The following is a 23687-nucleotide window of genomic DNA, read 5'->3' on the forward strand; positions in this document are numbered from 1 at the left end:
TTGTCACTCGGGTCACCGAACCTGCGCCGCGACGCCGGCCCGCTCACCGGCCGGGAAGGCGAGCAGGCCGGTCAGCCGCCGTACGTCCGGGGCCGTGTCCAACCGGTGGACCTCCTCCTCGATCTCACCGGCGGTCTCGGCGGACAGGCGTGCGGCGGCGTTGTCGCGGAACTTCAGGGCGAGTTCCGCGTTGGACAGCGGACGTTGCGGGCCGCCCCGGTTGGCGAGGATCTCCTCGGTCCACTCCCGTCCGTCGCGGGTGACCACCCGCAGCACGGCGGGGAACTGGTGCGGGAAGATCTGGTCGCACCGCTCGTCGGGCACCACCACGACGCGCGCCATCAGTGCCCGGCGGGCCGGATCGCGCGCCAGCTCGTCGGTGAAGTCGGCCAGCCCGACGCCCAGCCCACCGCCCCCGCACAGCCCGGCGACCACGGCGTACGGGCCGCTGAACTGTGCCTCGTACCCGGTCTGCGGCGCCCGCTTGCGTTCGATGGGCTCCCCGATGGTCCGGATGACCGGCGACGGTACGCCCAGGGTGATCGTCTCGATCTCCTCGACGACCAGGCCGCGGGCGCGCAACGCCATGGCCGCGTCGATGGCGGCGTGGGTGAAGTGGTTCGCCGGGTACGGCTTGAAGAAGATGCCCGGCACCGTCCACTCGGTGCCCAGCCCCCGGGTGATCTCCGCCGGGTCGAACTCGCCCCGGAGGAACGCCTGGAAGAAGCCGAACCGCCCCTCGAGCACGGTCGGCGGGCCGGTGATGCCGTGCCGGGCCAACTGCGCCGCGCTGACCGCCGAGTGCGCCGCCCAGCCGCAGTGGATCCGCTTGACCGTGCCGCCGTTGCGGTTCGACTCGATCAGCCCGGCGGCCATCGACGCGGCCACCCCGAGCGCGTCCAGGATCCCCGCGGCGTCGAGGCCCAGCAGTCGGGCGGCGGCGACCGCACCGCCCAGTGCCCCGCAGATGGAGGTGGCGTGCTGGCCGTGCTCGAAGAAGACGGAGTTGCCGGCGGCGTGGTCGTAGCCGGCCATCCCGAGCCGGACGCAGACCTCCAGGCCGACAGCGATCGCGGCCACGGTGTCCTGCCCGCTGGCCCCGACGAGTTCGGCGGCGGCGAGCGCGGCCGGCACCACCGACGCGCTCGGGTGCAGCACCGAGGGCAGGTGGGTGTCGTCGTAGTCGAGGGAGTGGGCGAGCACCCCGTTGGCGAAGGCCGCGAGCGCGGCGGGGACCGGCTCGGCGAGGCCGATCACCCGGGCCTGGCCCCGCCCGCCCTGTTCGGCGACGTAGGCCAGGGCGGCCTGGCTGGTCGGCAGCCGGTGGGCGGCGACGCAGAGGCCGACGATGTCCAGCACCCGCTTGCGGACGCTGTCCACCACCTCGTCGGGCAGCGCGTCCGAGCGGGTGTCGGCGGCGAAGGTGGCGATGCGCTGCCCCAGCGTCGGCTCAGGCACGGCCCACCACCGCCAGCGGGCGCACCGGGGAGCCGGTCGCGCCGTACAGGGGCAGGGGCGCCAGGACGAAGGTGAACTGGTGCACCTGGTCGCGCGCGAGCTCCTCCAGCGCCATCGTCTCGATGATGTAGATGCCGTGTTCGACCAGGAGGATGCGGTGCGCCGGGAGCGTGCTGTGCCCCTTGCCGGGTGGCAGGCACTCGAAGGCGATGGTGTCGGCGCCGGCGGCGTGCACCTCGCGGTCGGCCAGCCACTGCGCGCCCTCGGCGCCGACCCCGGGCACGCCGGAATCCTTGCCGCCGTAGCGGGTGCGGTCCTCGTGGTCGAACAGCTGGCCCCAGCCGCTGCGGATCAGCACCACGTCGCCGGGGCCGACCGGGGTGTTCTGCCGGGCCACCGCGGCCTCCAGGTCGGCGGCGGTGATCTCGTAGCCGGCCGGGCAACGCTCCTGCCCCAGCACCGCGGGGATGTCCAGCAGGACACCACGGCGCACCATCGGCGCGATCGTGTGCACGCCGAGTTCCTCGAACCGGCCGCCGGTTCCGGCGGCGACGGCGTCCGCCCCGCCGTGCAGGCGGCCGTCCTGGGAGACGTGGGCGAGGGCGTCGATGTGGGTGCCGACGTGCGTGCCCATCACGAGGAGGTCGTTCGCGGCGGAACCGCCGTCGGCGCGCACCATGTCCCCGTGCCGGCGCGGCATGGTCAGCCAGAACGGCGGGTGGTTGGGCGACTGGGGCATGCCGATGGTCAACCGCCGGCCGAGGTCATAGATCGCGACGCCCTGCTGGACCGCGTCCAGCAAACGATCGGCGTGGGTGGCGCTGGTGGTCACGGTTCCTCGCGTTTCAGGTGTCACGACGCCGTCAGGCGACGATGTCGCGGGTTCGAAGGTGCGCGATCTCGGCCGGGTCGCAGCCGAGTTCGTCGATCAGCAGTGCGTCGGTGTCGGCGCCCCGGCTGCGGCCGGTGAACCGGATCCGGCCGGGGGTCTCGGACATCCGCCACATCACGTTGTGCATCCGCATCGGACCGAGGTCGGGATCGTCGACCTCGGTGACCATCCCGGTGGCCAGGACGTGCGGGTCCTCCACGATGTCCTTGGCGGTGTAGACCGGGGCCACGGCAGCGCCGGCCTCGGTGAAGGCACGCGTCACCTCGTCGCGGGTGCGCGCGCCGATCCAGTCGCCGACGTAGGCGTCGAGCTGGTCGGCGTGGGCGACCCGGCCGGCACCGGTGCGGAACCACGGTTCGTCGATCACCTCGGGGTGGCCGACCAGCCGCAGGACCCGCTCGGCGATCGCCTGGGCGCTTGTGGAGACCGCGACCCAGGCTCCGTCGGCGGTGCGGTAGGTGTTGCGCGGCGCGTTGTTGGTGGACCGGTTGCCGTGCCGCTGGTCGACGATGCCGAGCTGGTCGTAGACGGTGGGGCTGGGCCCGACCGCGGTCATGATGGGCTCCAGGAGGCTCATGTCGACCACCTGTCCGCGACCACCGTTGCGGTCGCGGTGCCAGAGCGCCATCATCGCCGCGGACGAGGCCGCGATCCCGCAGATGCTATCGGCCAGGCCGAACGCCGGTAGCGTGGGCGGACCATCCGGGGTTCCGGTGAGGTGGGCGAAGCCGCTCATCGCCTCGGCGAGGGTGCCGAAGCCGGCCCGGGAGGCGTACGGCCCCCGCTGGCCGAAGCCGGTGATGCGCACGATCACCAGCCCGGGGTTGACCCGGTGCAGCTCCTCGGGGCCGACGCCCCACCGCTCCAGGGTCCCCGGCCGGAAGTTCTCCACCAGGACGTCGGCCCGCTCGGCGAGGCGCAGCAGCAGCTCGGCGCCCTCCGGTGCGGAGAGGCTCAGCCCGATGGTGCGCTTGTTCCGGGAGATCTCCTTCCACCACAGGGGATGCCCGTCCTTGGACCTGCCGTGGCCGCGCATGCTGTCACCCGCGGTCGGGTGCTCGATCTTGACCACGTCGGCGCCGAAGTCACCGAGGATCTGGCAGCACAGCGGGCCGGCGAGGATCGTCGAGACGTCCAGCACCCGCAGGCCGGTCAACGGGCCGTCCACTTCCACCACTCCCCCAGGTTGTTCGTCTTATCCGAACAGCGTTCCGGATATTAGGTTAGTGCATCCGCCTGCCTGGTCAAAGGGCCGAGGACACCATCGGTTCCTCCTCCGCCGGCGTCTTCCGGTAGCCGATCTGCTCGCTGATCCGCTCGGCCGCCGCGACGAGCAACTCGCCGTGCGCCTCGCAGACCCCCGCCTCGAACCGGTCCCGGGGCCCGCAGAGGGACACCGAGCCCCAGGCGTTCCCGTCGGACCCGTGGATCGCCGCCGCCACGCTGCCCGCGCCCCGCTGACGCTCCCCGAGACTCACCGCGTAGCCGCGCCGCCGCACCCGACGCAGGTCGTCGAGAAGCCTGGCCGCGGAGGTGATGGTCGAGGAGGTCAGCTCCTCGAGCTGTTGACGCTCCAGGTAGGCCGCCACCTCGTCCGGGGCCATCGCGGCCAGGATCGCCTTGGACGAGGAACCCGCGTGCAGCGGGTGCCGGGTCCCGAGCGACACCTGCATGTGCACCTCGTGCGGGGAGATCACCTGGGCGATGTACACCCTGGTCCACCCCTGCCGCATGGAGAGGGTCGCCGTCTCCCCGGTCTCCCGCACCAGGTTCTCCAGGTACGGCCGCGCCACCGTGGGCACGTCCAGCGACCGGAGCGCGGCCAGCCCGACCGTGAGCGCGCCCGGCCCGAGCCGGTACTGCTTCGAGTCGTCGTCGAAGCTCAGCAGCCCGGCGCTGACCAGCTCCTTGAGGATGCGGTGGGCCACCGCCTTCGGCAGGTTGAGGCTCCGGGCGACCGCCGACACGCCGAGTGTCTGCGGTGCCTGGTCGGCGATCAGTGCGACGACCCCCATCGCGCGTAGCAGCCCCGATCGGGTACCGGACTCTCCTGACACCACTGTCGACATCGTTCTCCCTCCGAACCGTCCTACGACCTGGCGCCGGAACGGGACCCACCCGCCCGGCGGCACCGGTGTGAACGATGACCCATCGACCGGTCGCGCTCAAACCCGCGCGCGGTCGAGCTGCTCCTGAAACTGCTCCCGCAGCGGCGACCGGTGGTCGTCGCTGTCACTGACGCTGCGCAGGAGCCGTTCGAGCAGCGCGTCCCCGTCGGCGCGCAGCCCGGCCGCGGCCGGGCCGGACGGGCGGTAGCCGTCGACCGCGCCGGCCGGCAGCCCGCCCCTGTCCACCAGCACCTGCTCCAGTGCCAGCAGCCGCTGGCGGGTCACGTGCAGCTCCTGGGCCAGTTGCCAGACCAGCCCGGCCATCCGGTCGAGCTGACCGTCGGGGAAGTAGGTGAACTCACTCACCGCGCGTCGCCTCCTCGCTCGGGGCGGCCGGCTTCTCCGCCGCCAGCACCGCCCACGGGAAATGCCACTCCGGCCGCGGATCGCGGCCCTCCGGCGTCAGCCCCCGCGCCCGTTCGTCGAAGGGAATCCACCGGGCCCCCGGCACACCGGCCGCCGCCAGCGTGGCCGGGGCGTCGGTGGCGAACAGGTCACGGAAGTACGGTTCGTTGTTCCGCTCGGCGTGCTCGTAGACCGTCGCGTCGCGCAACTGGTCACCCGTCGGCCAGAACTCGAGGAAACGGATCACGCCGCCCGGCCGCAGCAGCCGCGCCGCCTCCCGCAGCGTGGCCTCGATCGCCTCCCGCGGCATCTCGTGCAGCACCATCGTGCCGGTCACCACGTCGGCGCTGGCGCTGGCCAGGCCGGTGTCGTAGGACGCCGCCTGCCGCCACCGGATCCGGTGGCCGTGACCCTCCGCCTGGCGGTGCGCCAGCCGCAGGTTCGGCGCGGACAGGTCCACGCCGACGACCTCCGCGCCGGGGTACCGCGACACCAGCACCTGGGTGCTCTTGCCGAAGCCGCAGCCGACGTCGACCACCCGGGTCGCGCCGGGCAGCGCGGGCAGGGCGGTCTCGGCGAACAGCTTGTGGAACTTGTAGCCGTCGTTGTCCCGGAGCATCACCACCCGGGCGCCGAGCTCGTAGATGAAGGCGGAGGACTCGTCCGCGAAGAACGATCCCGGCTGGATGTGGATGTCGGTGTCGGTGTACCACCGGGGCAGTTCCAGCCCGGCGTCCAGCTCCAGCGTGCCGCCCGCGCTGCCGTCCACCCGCAACCGCTGGTCCAGCGAGCCGCGCCGACGCAACACCGCGTCGCCCATCACCCGCCACATCATCTTCTGCTGCTGGCGCTCCAGGTGCGAGAACCACGGGTACAACGCCAGCCCGCGCAGCGTCTCGGTCGCCTGCGCCAGGCTGCCGGAGGCGCCGCCGGTCCGGCCGGCCTCCGCGATCATCGCCGGGTAGATCGTGCTGGCCCAGCCCCGGCGGAGCCCGGCCACGAAGTCGACAGCGCTGCGCTCGTCGAGGTCCAGTTCATCCTCGATGTCCGGCACGGACACCTCCTCCGAATGCGACGGTGGGCCGCCGGTGACGCTCGGCGCCAGCGGCACGGCCACGAACAGAACGGTCAGGCTCAGTAACAGGCACAGCCGGCGGACTCGTACGCGGGCAGCGCGGCGAGGTCCGGCGGCAGGATGGGCCGCGACGGCGGGTCCCAGGCGAACGGCACCTCGGTGTCGTCGTACACCGTGGAGAGCGGACCGCCGACGGTGCGGAACAGCATCACGTTGCCGGTCAGCGAGCCGAACGGACCGTGCCACTCCTCCGGCGGGCGCCAGAAGTACGCGCCCGGCCGCATCACCCCGACGTGGCCGTGCAGTTCCCCGGAGAGCAGGTACATCTCCTCGACCACCGGGTGCCGTTCCGGGCGGGTGCCGTTGCGCAGCGGCATGGTGCCGAGGATCCAGGTCTCGTCGCCGGTCACCGGGTCGCGGCGCAGCCACTTGCGGCCGGCGCCCGGCGGGAACTTCGGGTTGAACCCCGCGCCCCACTGGCCGGCGAGGCCGTCGATGTGCGCGACGACGCGCTCCACGGCCAGCTCCGAGTGGTGGGTGGAGGCCGCCCGGTGTTCCGGCTGGCCGGCGAAGAAGGTCAGCACCACGGCGCCGTCCGGGGCGCTCATGCCCGACCGGAAGTAGCCGGCCGGCAGGTGCCCGTAGCCGTACCGGTCGTACGCCTGCCCGTCGACGACGAGCCGACCGCTGATGACGAAGAACTCCTCGTCCTCGGTGAGCGTCTCGGCCACCGGGCGCTGCCAACCGGCCGGGTACCGCACGAGCAGGCTCGCCGCGCCGGAGCCGGCGTCGGTGCTCAACACCCGGATCCCCGTTCCCGGCCGGACGTCGTGGTAGGGGGTCGAGTCGGCCCAACCCAACTGCTGGGCCTGGACGAACTCGATGAAGGGACGGTCGTTCACACGTGCTCCTCTGCTCGGGCCGAGGTCGACGACACGTCGATCCCGGGCAGTTCACCTGGGTAGAAGCAGGCCGCGCCGCGGCCTGGCGTGACGATCTCGAACACCGGCGCCTCGGTGCGGCACCGGTCCCGGGCCACCGGGCACCGGGGGTGGAACTCGCAGCCGGTCGGGCGGGCCATCGGCGACGGCGGGCTGCCGGTCAGCACGATCCGCTCGCGCCCGCCCGGTCGGTCGATCGAGGGCGCGGCGGCCAGCAGGGCCGCCGTGTAGGGGTGCCGGGGGCGGCGGACGACCTCGTCGACCGGCCCGGACTCGACGATCCGGCCGAGGTACATCACCGCCACCCGGGTCGCCAGGTGGTGCACCAGCGGGAGGTCGTGGCTCACCAGCAGGTAGGCCATGTCGTGTTCGCGCTGCAAGGCTCGCAGCAACTGGACGATCTGGGCCTGCACCGAGACGTCGAGTGCGGAGACCGGCTCGTCGGCGATGACCAGCCGGGGATCCAGCGCCAGGGCGCGGGCGATGGCGATGCGCTGCCGTTGGCCGCCGGAGAACTGCGCCGGCCGGCGTTCCAGCACGTCCTCGCCCAGACCGACGTCGGCGAGCAGCTGCCTGATCCGTTCGTCGCGCTGTGCGTGGTCGCCGATCCGGTGGGCCCGCAGCGGTTCGGCCAGGATGCGGCCCACCGTCATCCGGGGGTCCAGGCTGGAGTGCGGATCCTGGAAGACCATCTGGACCTGCCGGCGGTAGTCCTCCAGCCGCGACTCACGCTGCCGGGTGATGTCCCGTCCCCGGAACAACAGCCGGCCCTGTCGCAGCTCCCGGGCCCGCATCAGGGCCAGGGCCAGCGTCGACTTGCCCGACCCGGACTCGCCGACCAGCGCGACGGTCTCCCCGGCGTGCACGGCCAGCGAGACGTCGAGCACCGCGGCCAGCGACCGCCGGCCGGCGGCAAAGAACACGCTTACCGACTCCGCCGCCAGGATCGCCGAGCTGTCCGGTCCGCCGGCAGCGGCCCGGGTACCGTCGGCAACGGTCCCGTTCATCGGAGTGCCTCCTCTCGCGGATGCCAGCAGGCGACGCCGTCGGCCAGCGCCGGCTCGGTGTCCCGGCACTGTTGGCTGACGTACGCGCACCGGTCGGCGAAGCGGCAGCCCACGCCGAGGTCGGGCCGGGTCGGCGGGGTGCCGGGGATGGGCCGCAGGCTCGGCCGCGCCGGGTCGAACGTGGGCACCGCCGCGATGAGGCCCCTGGTGTACGGGTGCCGCGGCCGGCGCAGCAGTTCGGCGATCGGCCCCTGTTCCACGATCTGCCCCGCGTACATCACCACGACGCTGGTGCAGACCTCGGCGGCCACCGCCAGGTCGTGCGTGATGAGCAGCAACGCCCCCGCGTCCAGGCCGGACCGCAGCACCCCGAGGATCTGCGCCTGGATGGTCGCGTCCAACGCCGTCGTCGGCTCGTCGGCCACCAGCAACGCGGGCCGGTTCAGGATCGCCATCGCGATCATCACCCGCTGGCGCAGGCCACCGGAGAGCTGGTGCGGATAGACCCCCAGCCGTTCGGCCGGGGCCGGCACACCCACCGCGTGCAGGGCCTCCAGGACCCGCACGCGCGCCTGCGCACGACCCAGCCGCTGGTGCCGTCGTACCGACTCGGTCAGCTGCGCGCCGATGGTCCGCACCGGGTTCAGCGAGGTGAGCGGATCCTGGAAGACCATCGCCGCCGCGTCGCCGCGGAGCCGGCGCAGTTGCGCCGGGCTGCCGCGCTGCGGGTCGATGCCGTCGACCAGCACCTGCCCCCGCACCCGGGCCTGCTCCGGGGAGATGCCCAGCAGGCTCATCCCGACCATCGTCTTGCCGGAGCCCGACTCGCCGACGATGGCGATCCGGTCGCCACGGCGGACCGTCAGCGACACGCCGCGGACCACGGTCCGCCAGTCCGCGCCGGCCGGGAACGCCACGCTGAGGTCCGTCACCGACGCCACCACCTCGGTCCCCACCGTCGCCTCCGGGTGGGTCGCCGGCGCGCTCACGAGCCGAGCCGTTCGCCGCGGCGGCGGGACCGGGCGGTCAGCCCGTCCCCGATGAGGTTGGCCGCCAGCACCGCGATCACGATCGCGCCGGCTGGCGCGAGCATCATCCACGGCGCGGTGGCGAGGTACGACCGGCTCTCGGACAACGCGTTCCCCCAGGTCGGCTCCCCCAGCGGCGCGCCCAGTCCGAGGAAGGACAGGCCACTTTCGGAGATCATCATCTCGGCGAAGGTGAAGGCCGCCATCACCTGCACGGTGGGGCGCAGCGCCGGCAGCACGTGGTTGGCCACGGTGGACACGGCCCGCACCCCCATCAGCCGGGCGGCCAGCACGTACTCCCGCTCGCGCAGCCCGAGGGTCTCGGCGTACACCACGCGGGCTACCGGCGGCCAGCAGACCAGCCCGAGGGTGAGGGCCAGCGCCCAGAACCCGCGGCCCACGACCGCGACCACGGTGATGGCGGTGACCAGGTACGGGAACGAGATCCCGATGTCGATGGCGCGGGTGAGCACCGTCCGTAGCCACGAGCGTGACCACGCCGCCGCCACCCCGAGCGACACCCCGATCGTGACGCCGAGCAGCATCGCGGTCGACCCGATGCCCAACGACCACCGGGCCCCGGCGAGCACCCGGCTGAGCACGTCCCGGCCCAGTTGGTCGGTGCCGAGCAGATGGCCCGGGGTGCCCGGCGGGTTCAGCCGGCGTGTCAGGTCGGTCTGCATCGGGTCGGCCAGGTTGAGCAGGGGCGCGACGAGCGCCACCGTGACCAGCCCGAGCGCCAGGGCGACGCCGATGCCGAGCGTGACCGGGCCGCCGCCGCGCCGGGCGCCGCCGAACCGGAACATCCGTCGCGGCGCGGGCGCGACCTCGGGGGTTTCCACGTCCGGCCCGGCGGGCGTGATCGCTGGCGTACTCATGCCGCCCTCCGGCGCAGTCGCGGATCGACAACTTGAAAGACGATGTCCATCGCCAGGTTGACCAGGAACACCAGCACGGCGATGACGAAGACCGTCGCCTGCACGAGCGGGAAGTCCAGGGTGGTCACCGAGTTGATCAGCAGCAGGCCCAGCCCGGGCCAGGCGAAGATGAACTCCGTCAGCATCGCGCCGGACATCAGCGCCGCGAACTGGGAGCCCAGCAGCGCGGTCACGCCCAGCAGCGCGTTCGGCAGCGCGTGCCGGGCCACCACGGTCCCGCGACCGGCTCCGTTCGCCACCGCGGTCCGTACGTAGTCCTGCCGCATGACCTCACCGGTGCTGGCGGCGAGGACCCGGATGAGCTGCGGCACCAGGAAGGCGGTCAGGGTCAGGATCGGCAGCGGCAGGGACGTCCAGCCGGAGCCGGCGATCGAGGGCAGCACCCCCCACCAGACCGCGAACACCTGGATGAGCAGCAGCCCGGTGACGAACCCCGGAACACCCTGCACACAACTGATCAGCACGGTCACGACGTTGCGGGCCCGGCCACCGGACCGCGCGCCGAGCCAGGTGCCGATCGGGACGGCCAGCAGCGCCGACACCAGCACGGCCAGGGCCGACATCTGCAGCGTCGCCGGGGCCCGTTCGAGGACCAGGGCCAACGCGTCCTGGCCGTTGTAGAGCGAGGTGCCGAAGTCGAGCCGGAGCAGCTGGCCGACGAAGACGCCGTACTGGACGACGAGCGGGCGGTCCAGGCCGTACTGGGCCCGGACCAGCTCGATCGTCTCCGGGCTGGCGTTCTCGCCGGCGAGGACCCGGGCCGCGTCGCCGGAGAGCCGCAGCAGGAAGAACAGTGCCGTGGAGACGACCAGCAGGAGCGCCACCAGCTGGGTCAGCCGGGTGACCAGTGCCCTGCCCACGGCGCGCAGCATGCGAGCCGGTGCCACGGCGGGCGTCGCCGTCGCCGTCGCGGGCACCGCGACGTCTGCCATGTTCACTCCCTGGATTTCTCGGCCGCGCGGCCGCCGTCGAAGGTCACGCCACCGGGGGTGGCCGGCCGGGCCGGGCGGCGGCTGCCACCACGCGTTCCGCGCCCGGCCGGCCGGCCGGTCACTGGACGGTCAGCTTCTCGTAGCGGATGAAGCGGCTCTGGATCTCGTAGCCGGCGGTGTTCGACGAGGTCGCGTTCAGGTCGACCTGTTCCACCAGGAGCAGGCTCGGCGGGTTCGCGGCGTTCGCCTCGGCCAGCTCGTGCAGGAGGCCGCGGCGCTTCTCCGGGTCGAACTCGGAGTTGATCCGGTCCAGCAGCGGGTTGAGCTTCTCGTCGCAGAAGAACGGGTTGTTCTTCTTGCAGGAGAAGATCATCGCCGGGCGGATCGCGTCGCCCACGGGCGAGAGGTTCCAGGACTGGTTGAACATGTCGCCGGTCCAGGAACTGGTCTGGTAGCGCTCCAGCCACTGCGAGAACTGGACCGTCTCCAGCTTGAGGGTCACCCCGACCTTGGCGAGGTAGTCCGCCGCGGCCTGGTAGATCTCCGAGTCCGCCGGGAAGGAGCCGACGGTGACCGTCGCGTTCAGGGTCAGGCCGTTGGCGTGGCCCGCCTCGGCCAGCAGCGCCCGGGCGCGGTCCGGGTCGTACTTGAACCCCTCGATCCCCTCGTGGTAGCCGAACGTCTCCTTCGTCGCGCCCTGGGTGGCGCCCCGCCCGCGACCGGCGAGCAGGCTCTCCGCGATGGCGTTGCGGTCGATCGCGTGGTTGAGCGCGAGGCGGACCCGCTGGTCGCTCACCGGCGACTTGCCGTTGGCCTGGAAGAAGCCGAAGGCCATGACCTGCGGGGCCGGGGTGGCCTGCACGGTGGCCCCGCTGGACTCGATCGTCGGGATCTGGTCCGGCGAGAGGGCGATGCCGAGATCGATCTGCTTGGACTGCAACGCCTGGAGTCGGGCCGCCGACTCCGCCAGCTTGATCACCTCAAGGCCGTCCGCCTGCGGGGTCCGCCACGACTCCTTGAAGGCGGTCGCCTTGACCCGCTCGTCGGTGACGGAGGTGACCGCGAACGGACCGGTGCCGACCGGTGCCGCGGCGAATCCCTTCGGGCCGAGGTCGGCCCAGGCCTTCGGGGCGACGATGTACATCGCCGAGAGCTTGGCCGGGAGGATGGCCTCGGGGACGTTGGTCTTGATCTCGACCGTGTGGGCGTCCACGGCGGTGGCGCTCTCGAGCATCTTCAGCTCGGCGCCCACGACGGTGGCCCGGCCGGCCTCGCTCGCCAGGTAGTCGACCGTGGCCTTGACCGCGGCGGCGTCGAAGACCTCGCCGTTGGAGAACTTGACGTTCTCGCGCAGCTTGAACTGCCAGGTTTTCTGGTCGACGTTCGTCCAGGACGTGGTCAGCCACGGCTGCGGCTGACCGGTCGCGTCGACCATGGTCAGCGGGTCGAAGATGGCGCTCCAGGTGTAGACGCTCTGCGCGCCGATGCCCGTGAAGGGATTGCCCTGGCCGGGCGGCAGGCTCGAAACCCCCACCCTGATCGTGCCGCCCGGCGCGCCTGCCCCGGCGGAGGTGTTCGACCCTCCCGAACCGGTGGAACACCCGACGAGCGCCGCCACCGTGACCACGCCGAGCACGGCGTATCGCCATCTGCGCATGGAAACCTCTGTTCGTTCAGACGGAACGCTGTTTCTTGGAGACAGGGTTGACCCTCATCCGTCACCTCGTCAAGAGGTGGACCAGATTTGGTAACCCGGTTTTCACAGGTCAGCGCTCAAATCCTTCGCCTCGCCCGCGGGCACCAGTTCGAGCAGCGCGCCGCCGGGAAGACTGACCACTTCAGCAGGAACTTCGCCGCCCACCGCCACGCTGACCCCGGCCACGGCGGCCGGCAGGCCGCCCGCCGACCGGGGGCGATCCCGCGCCTCCGCCGGCAGCTCATCGATCTCGATACACGCCTTGCCGTCCAACTGAAGAGTGCTTAGCCGGTACGTGGTTTCGCTGGGCCGACCGAAGGCCAGGTTCAGCACGCCGATCGCGCCCTGACGGTCGCTGGCCCGGGTGACCGCGAACCGGCGCTCCAGGTAGGCCCGCGTCGCCACCAGGTCCGCCGCGCCCAGCACCGCGATGAACACCCCGTCGACCTGCTGCCGGGCGCGCGGCAGATCGAAGTTGGGCACGTCGTCGAGGATCTGGGTCAGGTACACCGCCTCGCCGCCCGGCCCCGCCACCTGCCCGGCGACCAGCGGGAGCCGCCCGGAGGCCAACCGCGCCGGCGCCCTCAGCAGCCGCCAGCCGGCCGCGACCGCCCGGTCGCAGGCGGCCTCCGCGTCGAGCACGCAGACCTCCAGGGCAGACCAGCCGAACGTCGTCAGCGGGACCGGGACGGCCACGTCGGGACACTCCACCAGGCACACCCCCGCCCCGACCGCCGCGCCGTCAGCCGGACCGACCCGGACCGTACGCGCCTCCGCCGCCCCGGGCGCGTCCCACCGGCGCGCCCTCCCGCGCCCCCAACAACCCACCTCCGACCGTACCGACCAGCCAAGACCCTCGACGTACCGGCGTACCGCGAGGTCCAGGTCCGGCACCACCACGGTCACCTCTGAGATCGGCCCGATACCGAAGGTGACGCCGGAGAAGGGTTCGCTGCTCATCAGCACACACTCCCGTGAATCTCTCATCAGGGACATCTTCGCCGCAGGTCTCGACTCAACGAAAGACCAGTGATAGGAACGGCGTTTGGATGACCAGAACGAAGTGGGAGGCTACGTGATTACCGAGGGAACGCTGGCTCCGCCCTTCCGGCTACCCGACCACCAGGGCGAGGTGCGCACCCTGGCGGACTTCACCGGCCGCTGGCTCGTGCTCTGGTGGTATCCCCGCGCCTGTAGCGAGGTCTGCTCGGTGCAGGGCCGGGCACTGGTGCCCGCGACCGGGCCCCTGGAGGAACTCGGCGCCGCCGTGGTCGGCGCCTCGTTCGACCCGCCCACCGAGAACGCCCGCTTCGCCGAGCAGGAGGGCATCGAATTTCCCCTGCTGAGCGACGAGACGAAGGCCGTCGGCACGAGCTACCAGGTGCTCCGCTCGCCCGACGAGAGGTTCGCCGACACGCCGCGCCGGATCACCTACCTGATCGACCCCCAGGGCGTCGTACGGCGCGCCTACCTGGTCACGGACGCGGCGGGGCACGGTGACCAGCTCGTCGCCGACCTGCGTGAGCTGACCGGTGCGACGGACCAGGCGGGTGACCGGTGAACGCCCCCGCCCCGCAGGTGCAGCGGCACCTCGTGCGCACCCCCGCCGGCTACGTGCACCTGCGGACCACCGGAGAACCCGACCCGGACCGGCCCAGCCTGCTGTTCCTGCACCAGGTGCCCGCCTCCAGCCGGATCTGGCTGCCCGTCATGCGCGGGCTGGCCCCGCTGCACTGCGTCGCACCGGACTCGCTCAACCTGGGCGAGTCCGACTCGACGCCGGCCCCGCTCGACCTCGGCGAGCAGGCCGACCTGCTCTGGTCGGCGGCGCAGGAGGTCAGCCCCGGTCCCAAGGTCGTCGTCGGGCACCACACCGGCGCGGCACTGGCCGCCCTGATCGCCGCCCGGAACGCCGCCGAGGTCCGCGGCCTCGGGCTCATCGGCTACCCGCACTACCCGTCGTGGCAGGCGAAGTTCGCCAAGTTCGAGCGGCTCAACCCGGTACAGACCGACCCGCAGGGCGAGGGCGTCGCGGCGGTCTGGCGCTTCATCCAGCGGGCCTTCGCCACTGACGCCGATCCCGACCTGGTCTTCGACGCCTTCGCCGACCGCATCCGCGCCGGGCGCATCTGGTACGAGGGGTACGTCGCCCTGTTCAGCAGCGACCTCGAGCGCATCGCCGTCGAGGCCAGGGACGACAGCCGTCCCACGCTGCTGGTCGCGCCGGAGCGGGACGTGTTGTCCGCCTCCGCCGACGAGGTGGGCGCGCTGCTCGGCGTCGAGCCGGTGCGGACCAGCGGTGGCGCCTTCGTCCTCACCGAGGACCCGCCGGTCGTCGTGGCACAGGTCCAGGCCCTGTGGCAGGCGGTGGTCCGGGGATGACCGGCAGCTCCGGACAGGCCGCGCCCACGGTCACCGGCCCACCCCCGGCGAGCGGGCCCGCGACCGTCATCGTGGGCTCCGGCAACGCCGGGCTGGCCGCCGCGGTACGGCTCAGCCAGCGGGGAGTTCCCGCGATCCTGGTCGAGAAGAACGCCCGCCTCGGCGGGCAACTGCACCTGTCCGGCGGCGCGTTCAGCGCCGCCGGCACCCGCCGGCAGGCGGCGCGGGGCATCCAGGACAGCCCCGCCGAGCACTACGCGGACGTGCTGCGGATCAGTCACGGGACGGCCACCGCCCCCCTGGTACGCCTGGCGACCGAGCACGCCGCGACCGCGGTGGACTGGCTCGACGCGCTCGGCTTCCCCTTCGTCGACGAGTGCCCCGCCATCGTCCGTGGTCACGAGCCGTACGGCAGGGCGCGCACCTACTGGGGCGCCCACCCCCGCAACGGAGGCGCGGCGATCCTGGAGACCCTGCTGCCGCACCTGGACCGGGCCGTCGTCGAGGTGCGCACCGGTGAACAGGTCGTGGAGATCCTCACCGAGACCGGCACCGGCGCGCCCCGGGTGACCGGGATCCGGACCATCGGCCCGGCCGGCGAACGGGTCGTCCCCGCGACGACCGTCATCATGGCGACGGGCGGCTACGCGGCCTCCCGCGAGCTGCTGGCCCAGCTACAGCCCCGCTACGCCCAGGCGCTGGTGGGCTGCCTGCCACACGCCACCGGCGACGGTCACCGGATGCTGATGGATCTCGGCGTGCCGATGACGGGGCAGGACACCTACCTGCCGACCATGGGAATGATCGAGGATCCCGACAGCCCCGGCTACGCGTTCCCGCTGACCCGGGCCCGCCTGGTCGTGGACGCGAACGCCCGGCTGCCCTGGGAGATCTGGGTCAACGCGCACGGCGAACGCTTCGTGGACGAGACCGGGCTCTCCCCCGACCACCGGGAGCGGGCGCTGCTGCGCCAGCCGGAGCTGTCCATGTGGGGCATCTGGAACGAGGCGGCCCTCCGGCACGCCCCCAGCTCACCGATCGGCCCCGACTGGACCGCCGAGCAGGTACGGGCGGAGGCGGCAGCCGGCCGCTGGCTGCACCGGGCGGACTCCGTGGCGGAGCTGGCGAGGATGGTGGGCCTTCCCCCCGCGGCGCTGTCCCGGACGCTGGCCGGGTACGCCACCGATCAGCCCGATCCGTTTGGTCGCACGTACCGGCCGGACCCGCTCACCGAGCCGCCGTTCTACGCGGTCCGTACGACAGGTGCGATGCTGCTGTCCCGGGGCGGCCCGGTGGTCGACGAACTACTGCGGCCCGTCACCACGTCCGGCGCTTCGGTCGAGGGCCTGCACGCCATCGGCGAGCTGCTGGGCATGGGCCAGTTCTCCGGCGACGCCTTCGCCGGCGGCATGAGCGTCGGTCCCGCGCTCACGTTCGGGGTCTGGATCGCGGACCGGCTGGCCGAACAGCGGCAGCAGGCCCCGGCGCGCTGACCCGGCGACGACGCGGACGGGTCGCCCGATCCGGGCGGCCCGGCGCGCCGTACGCCGGCTCGGTCAGGCTCCGGCACCGGACCGCGACCGGCGGGGTCGGGCCGGGCGGCGGCGGGGTCTGGCCGCAACCGGCGGAAGTCAGTCGGCCGGCGGGAAGTCAGTCGGTCAGCGCAGCCGGCGGGCGGCGAACCTGACGGGCGGCTGGGCGATCGCGTCCTGGGCCGCGACCAGCTGGATCTCCCGGGTGCCCGCCGCGAGGGTCGCCTCCAGCACGGCGAAGACGGAGGCGATGGTCCGTTCCAGCGCCGTCGCCGGCGAGCCCGTCGTCCGCAGGTGCGCGAGGTACAGCGCCGCGGTCACGTCGCCGCCGCCGTTCGGGTTGATCGGCAGCAGCGGCGTGGTCACCGCCCAGGCGCCCTCGTCCGAGACGGCCACCACCTCCAGCGAGCCCGCCGGCACCTCGCCGTGCAGCACGCTGGTGACCAGGACGTGCCGGGGGCCCGTCCCGCGCACCACGTCGACCGCCGCCAGCACCTCCGCCAGGGACGTCGTCGTCCGGCCGGCGAGGAAGTCCAGCTCGAAGTGGTTCGGGGTGATGATGTCCGCGCGCGGGACGACGACGTCCCGCAGGTACTCCGGGATGCCCGGCCGGACGAACATCCCGCGGCCGGCGTCGCCCATCACCGGGTCACAGCAGTACACCGCGTCCGGGTTGGCCGCCTTGACCTGGTCCACCGCGTCCAGGATCACCGCGCCCATCGCCGGGTCGCCCTGGTAGCCCGACAACACCGCGTCGGCGCTGCCGAGGACCCCGCGGTCCGCGATGCCCGCGATCACCTCGGCCACGTCGGCCGGCGCCAGCAGCGGCCCGCGCCACGCGCCGTACCCCGTGTGGTTGGAGAAGTGGACCGTGAGCACCGGCCAGACCTCGTGCCCGAGCCGCTGGAGAGGGAAGACGGCCGCCGAGTTGCCGACGTGGCCGTAGGCGACCGAGGACTGGATGGACAGGATCTTCACCGGCTCATCATGGCGGTTCCCGCCGGTGCCACACGCGCAGCCCGCCGATTCTGTCGGCTGGCCCACTCCGGCCGGGCGGCGACGGGTGTCACCCACCGACGCACAGCGGCACGTCCGGCCTGGTCTGCGAGCGGCGGCCGCCGCGTGATCGCGGAGGCCGCAGCGGTGCGAGCACGACGAGCAGGTCCTGGCATCATCGGATCTCCCTGTGGCACGGAGGCGACCCGTCACAGCGGCGCCTCGGAGCGGGGCGACGGGGCCCGAGCCGGGCGGGCGACGCACCTCATCACCGTAGGCCGCCGGCCGCGTCGTGGAATCCGGGAAATCCCTACTCACTCACCGGCTCGGCGCGGCCCCTCCCCCGTCGCTGCTCCCCAGGGCGGCCTCGAACACGTCGCGGTGCCGGGCGATGTGCTCGGCGTCGCGCAGATAGAGCCGGTCGTGGCCGTGCGCGACGTGCCCGGCGAAGGCGGCGTCCCCGGCGGCCGCCCGGGCGTGCATGAGGTCGACGACGGCGTGCAGCCTCGCGACGACCAGGTCGACCAGCCCGGACCGGTCGGGCAGGCCGTAGGCGTCGCAGAAGAGTCGCGCCCGGCGCGCCTGGCCGGCCGGCGTGCCGAAGCCGTCGGGGTTGGTGTCGTCGGTCATCGGCGCGAACCGGTACAGCCCGTTGGCGACGTCCCAGGATCTCGGCCCGGGATGGGCGAAGTCGAAGTCGATCAGGCCGACGACCTCGTCCCCGGCGAGCACGCAGTTGTACGGGGCGAAGTCGTTGTGGCAGATCACCTCGACCGGCTCGCGCGCGGGCACCTGCCAGCCGTCGCGGTGGCGCCGGGCGAAGTCCACGGTCGCGTCGTGGTAGCGGCGCAGCAGGCGGGCGGCGGTGACCAGGGCGGTCTCCGAGCTGACCGCCGGCGCGAGGGGGTAGTTGCCGACGTCACCGGGCATGAAGGTGAGAATCTCCCGGCCCTGGTCGTCGACGCCGAGGAAGTCCGGTGTGGCCGTCAGCCCACCGGACCGCAGCTCGCGCAGCAGCGCGTGCACCCGGGGCGACCACGGCCCCGTCGGCCGCCGGACGGTGTCGCCCACCCGTACCACCTCGTTGACGCCACCGCCCGGCAACAGCTCTTCCACACCGATCCCCGCTCGACGTCCGTCCGAGTCGATTATGCGCACCGTGCGGGGCGGCGTCGCCGGAGGTCGGGGGCGGCCGGCCGCCGGCCGCCCCGCTCCCGGGCTCACTCGTTGCGGCGGTACACCTCGACGTACGCCGCCGGCTTGTACTGCTTCTTCACGTCGTCCGCCAGGATGCCGATCCACAGCGGACCCGTGCCGGTCTTCGAGCTGACCCTCGTCTGCGCGAGGTCCAGGGCCCCGGTGGGCAGGGTCACCGGCTGTTCCACCACCGCGGAGTGGTACGCGTCCGTGCCGCCCAGCCACCAGACCAGGATGTCCCGGGCCGCGACGTTGCGCGCGTTGTCGACCCGCCCGAGCGTCTGGTACTCGTCGGCCAGCACCCGGGGCAGGTGCTGACCCCACACGGTGTACTTGTGCGCGCCGAAGGTGCCCAGCGAGTAGCCGTGACAGAAGAACCGCTGGTCGCCGGTCACGGTCGGCCCGGCCCGCCACGCCTCCACGCGGTTGCCGAGATCCGTGCGTACGGACAGGTTCAGTCCGCTGACGTTGTTCGCCAGCGAGTTCTGGTTGAGGATCTGGTCGCCACTGGTCAGGTCGAACGGCTGCATGGGACTCCTCGGGCGCACGGTGGAATGTGAATACGGGCTCGACCCTCGACCGTCTGGTTACACAGGGCAAGCTTGTCGTCACCATCCCGACCGACACGGTGGCCGATCGGCCAGTCCGGGTCAGGCCGGCACCGGCTCGTCGAACTGGGTGCGGTACAGCTCGGCGTACCGGCCGTCGCGCGCCAGCAGGTCGGGGTGGCGGCCCCGCTCCACGATCCGGCCCTCCTCCAGCACCAGGATCTGGTCGGCGGCGCGGATCGTGGACAGCCGGTGCGCGATGACCACGCTGGTCCGGCCGGCCAGCGCCTCGTCGAGCGCCCCCTGCACGCCCGCCTCGGAGGTCGAGTCGAGGTGCGCGGTGGCCTCGTCGAGGATCACCACGCGTGGGCGCGAGAGCAGCAGCCGGGCGATGGTGAGCCGCTGGCGTTCGCCGCCGGAGAGGCGGTACCCCCGCTCGCCGACGACCGTCTCCAGGCCGTCGGGCAGCGAACGGACCAGGTCGGCCAGCCGTGCCCGGCGCAACACGTCCCACAGCTCGTCCTCGCTCGCGTCCGGCCGGGCGTAGAGCAGGTTGGCGCGGATCGTGTCGTGCAGCAGGTGCCCGTCCTGGGTGACCACGCCCACGGCCTCCCGGATCGAGTCGCCGGTCAGGTCGCGGACGTCGCGACCGGAGAGCCGGACGGCGCCCTTCTCCACGTCGTACAGCCGGGGCAACAACTGGGCGATGGTGGACTTGCCCGCGCCCGACGAGCCGACCAGGGCGACCAGCTGCCCGGGCTCGGCCCGGAACGAGATCCCGTGCAGCACCTCCTCGCCGCCCCGGCTGTCGAGTTTCGCCACGTCCTCCAGCGAGGCCAGGGACACCTGCCGCGCCGACGGGTAACCGAAGCGGACGTCGTCGAACTCGACCGCGACCGGCCCGTCCGGCAGCGGCCGGGCGTCCGGCCTGTCCTCGATCATCGGCTTGAGATCCAGGATCTCGAAGACCCGTTCGAAGCTGACCAGGGCGCTCATGACCTCCACCCGGGCGCTGGCGAGCGAGGTCAGCGGCGCGTACAGGCGGGACAGCAGCAGGGCGAGCGCGACGACCGCGCCCGCGTCGAGCTGCCCACGGATGGTGTACACGCCGCCCAGGCCGTACACCAGGGCGAGCGCGAGGGAGCCCACCACCGTGAGGGCCGTGATGAAGACCGTCTGCAGCATGGCGGTACGGACGCCGATGTCACGCACGCGCCGCGCGCGGACGGCGAACTCGGCGGACTCCTCCGCCGGACGCCCGTAGAGCTTGACCAGGGTGGCGCCGGGTGCGGAGAACTTCTCGGTCATCCGGGTGCTCATCGCCGCGTTGAGATCGGCCGCCTCCCGTTCGAGCCGGGCCAGCCGGCGGCCCATCCCCCGGGCGGGCAGCACGAAGACGGGCAGCAGCACCAACGCCAGCAGGGTGATCTGCCAGGAGAAGGTCAGCATCACCGCGAGCGTGAGGAGCAGCGTCACCGCGTTGCCGACCACGCCGGACAGCGTGTCGCTGAACGCCTGCTGCGCCCCGATCACGTCGTTGTTGAGCCGGGAGACCAGGGCGCCGGTACGGGTCCGGGTGAAGAACGCGACAGGCATCCGCTGCACGTGGTCGAAGACGGTGGTCCGCAGGTCGACGATCAGCCCCTCGCCGATCCGGGCCGACTGGTAGCGGGTGAGCAGGCCCAGCCCGGCCTCGGCGAGCGCGATCAGGGCGATCGCCACGGCCAGCCACACCACCGTCGACGTGTCGGTGCCGGAGACGATGGCGCTGACCACCCGCCCCGCCAGCACCGGCGCGGCCACGGTCAGCACGGCGGCCACGACGGCGCACACCAGGAACCACGCGAGCAGGCGACGGTGCGGGCGGGCGAAGGAGCCGATCCGCCGGAGGGTCGCCCTGGAGAAGGGCCGTTGGTCACGTTGATTCATCGCGTGGTGCAGGGACATCCACGCAGTGACTTCCATGCTCATGACGCGAACCTAGAACCTGCACGAAGGTTCAGGTCAAGGTGACACGTCGCAACCGGGATGACCGGTTCCAGGCTCATTTTGGCTCTGGCGGCGGAATCCCGCCCTGGCTAGGCTTTCGGGGTTTGTGGAGCCCCTCCCCGCCGTCGAGGGTGACCGAGGAAGCCGGAGCGTTCGCCGTGTCACCAGGAGACGTCGCGCAGGCCGCCGGGGCGATGCCCGCACCGGCCCGACCCGCACCGCCCGACCCACCCCTCCCCCCGGCCGGGGTGCCGGCTTCCGGGGGCGGCGGGCGGTCCCCGGTCGGCGGGGTGACCCGCCTCGTCCTGCCCCTCGCCGCCGGCCTGGTCCTGGTCGAGGCGGCCTGGCTGGTGGCGGCGCTGCCCGCGGCCGCCCTCGTCAGCGATCTCGGCGGGCTGCTCGTCGCCGGCCTCGCGGCGTACTCCTGCGCGACCGCGGCTCGCCGGCAGCCCCGGTCGGTGCGCCTGTTCTGGATCCTGCTGGCGGTCACCATGGGCCTGGCCGCCCTCGGCCGTACGGTGTGGACGGTCGACCGGCTCACCGGCGGCGGCCTGCCCCACACTCCGCTGGTCGGCGCGACCTTCGTCGCCGGCATCTTCACCGGTGCCGCCGCCCTGCTCTGCTCGGCCGCCGCGCCGCGCACCGCCGTGGGGCGGGCACGCACGCTCCTCGACGGGCTCATCGTCGGACTGGCCATGATCCCCATCGGCTGGGTGCTGGTGTTCCGGGGTGTCGCCGCCGCCGACCTCGCCGATCCGCTGCGCGCCTTCGGGCAGCTCTACCCGATGCTCGACCTGGTGCAGCTGACCATCCTGGTCGCGACGATCGGGCCGCACCGCCCCCGGTGGCGGGCGATGACGTTCATCGGCGCGAGCCTGACCCTGCGCGCGGTGGCCGACGTCGGGTACGTCTCCCTCGCCGCCCGCGGCGACTACGCCGCCGGCCACCCGATCGACGTCTGCTGGCCGCTGAGCTACCTGCTGGTCGCCGCCGCCACCCGGTGCCCGCCGCCACCCGTCCGCGACGACACCGACGACGCGGCCGAGACGCCCCTGCCCCCATGGTGGCGGGTGGCGCTGCCGTACCTGCCGGTCGTCGGGGCCGTCGCCGCCGTGGTGCTGGCCCACCGTCCCACCGGGCAGATTCCGCAGCTCGTCTTCATGGGAATGATGGCCCTGCTCGCCGCGCTGGCGGTGCGGCACGGGCTCGCCGCCAACGAGAACCTGCGCCTGGTGGTCCGGCTGCGCCGGCTCGCCTACACCGACCAGCTCACCGGCCTGCCCAACCGGCTCATGTTCACCCGGCGGCTGCGCGCGGCCCTGTCCGGCAGCCGGCCCGTCGCCGTCCTGCTGCTCGACCTGGACGGGTTCAAGCAGGTCAACGACCGGTTCGGGCACGCCACCGGCGACCTGGTGCTGACCGGCATCGCGGAGCGGATGCGCACGGCGGTGAACGGCGACGGCACGGTGGCGCGGCTCGGCGGGGACGAGTTCGCCGTCCTCGTCGACCGTGAGCGGGCCGTGTCGCCGGAGGCGTTGGCCCGCCGGCTGCTCGTCGCGCTGCGCCCGTCCCCCGGCCGGGACGAGGTCGGGGTGCACGTCTCGGCGAGCATCGGCATCGCCGAGTACGGCCCGCAGCACGCCTCGCACACCGACCTGCTGCGCGACGCCGACATCGCCATGTACGCGGCCAAGGCCGCCGGCAAGGCCGCCTACCGTAGCTGCACCCCCGCCCTGCGCGAGTCGGCGGTGAGCCGGGCGGAGCTGATCGCGGACCTGCGTCGCGCGGTCGACGAGGGGCAACTGCGCCTGGAGTTCCAGCCGATCGTGGACCTCGCCACCGGGGCGGTGACGAGCGCGGAGGCGTTGGTGCGCTGGCGACACCCCCGCCTCGGGACGCTGAGCCCCGACCGGTTCCTGCCACTGGCCGAGGAGACCGGGCTGATCGTGCCGATCGACCGGTGGGTGATCCAGGAGGCGTGCCGGGCGGCGGCGACCTGGCGGGACCGGATGCCGGCGACCTCCGTGTCGGTGAACATCGCCGCCGCGCACCTGCGCCGGCCCGACCTGATCGCCACGGTGGCCGCCGCGACGTCCACCGCCGGCCTGACCCCCAGCACGCTCACCCTGGAGCTGACCGAGTCGGCGCTCATCGAGGGCAGCGAGGCGGTGCTGGACCGGCTGCGCCAACTGCGCGAGCTGGGCGTCCGGATCGCCATCGACGACTTCGGCACGGGCTACTCGGCGCTGAGTTACCTGCACCGGATCCCGGCGACCGAGCTGAAGATCGACCGGTCGTTCGTGGCGCGGCTCGGCGACGACGCCCGGGCGTACGCGACCGTGGAGATGGTGACCAAGCTGGCCGGGGCGTTCGAGCTGTCGGTGGTGGCCGAGGGGGTGGAGACCGAACGGCAGCACGCGGCGGTCACCGCCATCGGCTGCGTGCACGGCCAGGGCTACCGGTACGGCCACCCCGGTGACCTGGCGCGGCTGCACGCGGCGCTGGCCGACCGCGACTCCTGACGAGGACGGGTCGCTGCGGATCGGTGGCGCCGGCCGGAGGG

The 23687-nt window shown here is 73.0% G+C and carries 21 protein-coding genes; 4 read left to right on the forward strand and 17 right to left on the reverse strand.

All coding sequences use genetic code 11. The annotated features are described in order from the left end of the window. Nucleotides 1–12 precede the first annotated feature (12 nt). The 13 genes from ABZ809_RS18485 to ABZ809_RS18545 all read right to left on the reverse strand — a co-directional run bounded on the left by ABZ809_RS18485 (nt 13) and on the right by ABZ809_RS18545 (nt 13440). Complete coding sequence (locus ABZ809_RS18485) at nt 13–1458, reverse strand: MmgE/PrpD family protein (RefSeq protein WP_357563722.1); 1446 nt, start codon at nt 1456–1458, stop codon at nt 13–15. After that, nucleotides 1451–2290: a cyclase family protein gene (locus ABZ809_RS18490; protein WP_357563723.1), complete on the reverse strand. Its 840-nt coding sequence runs from the start codon at nt 2288–2290 to the stop codon at nt 1451–1453. The genes ABZ809_RS18485 and ABZ809_RS18490 overlap by 8 nt, the downstream gene beginning before the upstream one ends. A gap of 31 nt (nt 2291–2321) precedes the next feature. After that, nucleotides 2322–3527 carry a CoA transferase gene (locus ABZ809_RS18495; protein ID WP_357563724.1) on the reverse strand — a complete coding sequence of 402 codons (1206 nt, stop codon included), beginning with the start codon at nt 3525–3527 and terminating at the stop codon, nt 2322–2324. Between the two features lie 67 nt (nt 3528–3594). Next, on the reverse strand, nt 3595–4365 hold the full coding sequence (locus ABZ809_RS18500; RefSeq protein ID WP_357563725.1) for an IclR family transcriptional regulator: 771 nt from the start codon (nt 4363–4365) through the stop codon (nt 3595–3597). A 150-nt stretch (nt 4366–4515) separates the two neighbouring features. Further along, on the reverse strand, nt 4516–4824 hold the full coding sequence (locus ABZ809_RS18505; protein ID WP_357563726.1) for a hypothetical protein: 309 nt from the start codon (nt 4822–4824) through the stop codon (nt 4516–4518). Further along, entirely contained in the window at nt 4817–5917 is a 1101-nt protein-coding gene (locus tag ABZ809_RS18510) for a class I SAM-dependent methyltransferase (protein WP_357563727.1), read from the reverse strand. The genes ABZ809_RS18505 and ABZ809_RS18510 overlap by 8 nt, the downstream gene beginning before the upstream one ends. A gap of 80 nt (nt 5918–5997) precedes the next feature. Further along, the gene (locus tag ABZ809_RS18515) at nt 5998–6840 is read right to left on the reverse strand and encodes a DUF4437 domain-containing protein (protein ID WP_357563728.1); all 843 of its coding nucleotides are present in this window, start codon (nt 6838–6840) and stop codon (nt 5998–6000) included. Beyond that, nucleotides 6837–7886, reverse strand: a complete 1050-nt coding sequence (locus ABZ809_RS18520) for an ABC transporter ATP-binding protein (protein ID WP_357563729.1) — start codon at nt 7884–7886, stop codon at nt 6837–6839. The genes ABZ809_RS18515 and ABZ809_RS18520 overlap by 4 nt, the downstream gene beginning before the upstream one ends. Beyond that, complete coding sequence (locus ABZ809_RS18525) at nt 7883–8875, reverse strand: ABC transporter ATP-binding protein (protein ID WP_357563730.1); 993 nt, start codon at nt 8873–8875, stop codon at nt 7883–7885. The genes ABZ809_RS18520 and ABZ809_RS18525 overlap by 4 nt, the downstream gene beginning before the upstream one ends. Continuing rightward, nucleotides 8872–9792 carry an ABC transporter permease gene (locus ABZ809_RS18530; protein WP_357563731.1) on the reverse strand — a complete coding sequence of 307 codons (921 nt, stop codon included), beginning with the start codon at nt 9790–9792 and terminating at the stop codon, nt 8872–8874. The genes ABZ809_RS18525 and ABZ809_RS18530 overlap by 4 nt, the downstream gene beginning before the upstream one ends. Continuing rightward, complete coding sequence (locus ABZ809_RS18535) at nt 9789–10784, reverse strand: ABC transporter permease (protein WP_357563732.1); 996 nt, start codon at nt 10782–10784, stop codon at nt 9789–9791. Before ABZ809_RS18535 ends, ABZ809_RS18530 begins: the two co-directional genes overlap by 4 nt. Nucleotides 10785–10902: 118 nt before the next feature. After that, entirely contained in the window at nt 10903–12441 is a 1539-nt protein-coding gene (locus ABZ809_RS18540; protein WP_357563733.1) for an ABC transporter substrate-binding protein, read from the reverse strand. 102 nt (nt 12442–12543) lie between these two features. Next, nucleotides 12544–13440, reverse strand: a complete 897-nt coding sequence (locus ABZ809_RS18545) for a VOC family protein (protein ID WP_357563734.1) — start codon at nt 13438–13440, stop codon at nt 12544–12546. Between the two features lie 115 nt (nt 13441–13555). On the opposite strand from ABZ809_RS18545, the gene ABZ809_RS18550 reads away from it, so the two are divergent. The 3 genes from ABZ809_RS18550 to ABZ809_RS18560 are packed head-to-tail and all read left to right on the forward strand — an operon-like array spanning nt 13556 to nt 16355. Beyond that, nucleotides 13556–14041, forward strand: a complete 486-nt coding sequence (locus tag ABZ809_RS18550) for a peroxiredoxin (RefSeq protein WP_357563735.1) — start codon at nt 13556–13558, stop codon at nt 14039–14041. Continuing rightward, nucleotides 14038–14862 (forward strand): alpha/beta fold hydrolase, encoded by an 825-nt coding sequence (locus ABZ809_RS18555; RefSeq protein WP_357563736.1) that lies wholly within the window; start codon nt 14038–14040, stop codon nt 14860–14862. The genes ABZ809_RS18550 and ABZ809_RS18555 overlap by 4 nt, the downstream gene beginning before the upstream one ends. Next, nucleotides 14859–16355 carry an FAD-dependent oxidoreductase gene (locus ABZ809_RS18560; RefSeq protein WP_357563737.1) on the forward strand — a complete coding sequence of 499 codons (1497 nt, stop codon included), beginning with the start codon at nt 14859–14861 and terminating at the stop codon, nt 16353–16355. The genes ABZ809_RS18555 and ABZ809_RS18560 overlap by 4 nt, the downstream gene beginning before the upstream one ends. Nucleotides 16356–16520: 165 nt before the next feature. On the opposite strand, the gene pdxY is transcribed toward ABZ809_RS18560, so the two are convergent. The 4 genes from pdxY to ABZ809_RS18580 form a co-directional block, all read right to left on the reverse strand. Further along, a complete protein-coding gene (gene pdxY / locus ABZ809_RS18565; RefSeq protein WP_357563738.1) occupies nt 16521–17372 on the reverse strand; it encodes a pyridoxal kinase PdxY in 852 nt (283 codons plus the stop codon). Between the two features lie 336 nt (nt 17373–17708). After that, on the reverse strand, nt 17709–18506 hold the full coding sequence (locus ABZ809_RS18570) for a phosphotransferase (protein WP_357563739.1): 798 nt from the start codon (nt 18504–18506) through the stop codon (nt 17709–17711). 104 nt (nt 18507–18610) lie between these two features. Continuing rightward, nucleotides 18611–19117, reverse strand: coding sequence for a hypothetical protein (locus tag ABZ809_RS18575; RefSeq protein WP_357563740.1), 507 nt, complete (start codon nt 19115–19117; stop codon nt 18611–18613). Nucleotides 19118–19237: 120 nt separating this feature from the next. Beyond that, nucleotides 19238–21106 carry an ABC transporter ATP-binding protein gene (locus tag ABZ809_RS18580; protein WP_357563741.1) on the reverse strand — a complete coding sequence of 623 codons (1869 nt, stop codon included), beginning with the start codon at nt 21104–21106 and terminating at the stop codon, nt 19238–19240. Between the two features lie 308 nt (nt 21107–21414). Here ABZ809_RS18580 and ABZ809_RS18585 point away from each other — a divergent pair, with 308 nt between their 5' ends. Then, complete coding sequence (locus ABZ809_RS18585) at nt 21415–23646, forward strand: EAL domain-containing protein (protein ID WP_357563742.1); 2232 nt, start codon at nt 21415–21417, stop codon at nt 23644–23646. The last annotated feature ends 41 nt before the right edge of the window (nt 23647–23687 follow it).

This window comes from Micromonospora sp. NPDC047074 (genome assembly GCF_040643815.1).
Taxonomy (GTDB): Bacteria; Actinomycetota; Actinomycetes; order Mycobacteriales; family Micromonosporaceae; genus Micromonospora.

Bases quoted from the DNA above. Each gene is read 5' to 3' on its own strand.
- ABZ809_RS18540 (WP_357563733.1), bottom strand. From the start codon at position 12,441: ATGCGCAGATGGCGATACGCCGTGCTCGGCGTGGTCACGGTGGCGGCG.
- ABZ809_RS18535 (WP_357563732.1), bottom strand. From the start codon at position 10,784: ATGGCAGACGTCGCGGTGCCCGCGACGGCGACGGCGACGCCCGCCGTG.
- ABZ809_RS18530 (WP_357563731.1), bottom strand. From the start codon at position 9,792: ATGAGTACGCCAGCGATCACGCCCGCCGGGCCGGACGTGGAAACCCCC.
- ABZ809_RS18575 (WP_357563740.1), bottom strand. From the start codon at position 19,117: ATGCAGCCGTTCGACCTGACCAGTGGCGACCAGATCCTCAACCAGAAC.
- ABZ809_RS18520 (WP_357563729.1), bottom strand. From the start codon at position 7,886: ATGAACGGGACCGTTGCCGACGGTACCCGGGCCGCTGCCGGCGGACCG.
- ABZ809_RS18545 (WP_357563734.1), bottom strand. From the start codon at position 13,440: ATGAGCAGCGAACCCTTCTCCGGCGTCACCTTCGGTATCGGGCCGATC.
- ABZ809_RS18580 (WP_357563741.1), bottom strand. From the start codon at position 21,106: ATGAGCATGGAAGTCACTGCGTGGATGTCCCTGCACCACGCGATGAAT.
- ABZ809_RS18560 (WP_357563737.1), top strand. From the start codon at position 14,859: ATGACCGGCAGCTCCGGACAGGCCGCGCCCACGGTCACCGGCCCACCC.
- ABZ809_RS18500 (WP_357563725.1), bottom strand. From the start codon at position 4,365: ATGGGGGTCGTCGCACTGATCGCCGACCAGGCACCGCAGACACTCGGC.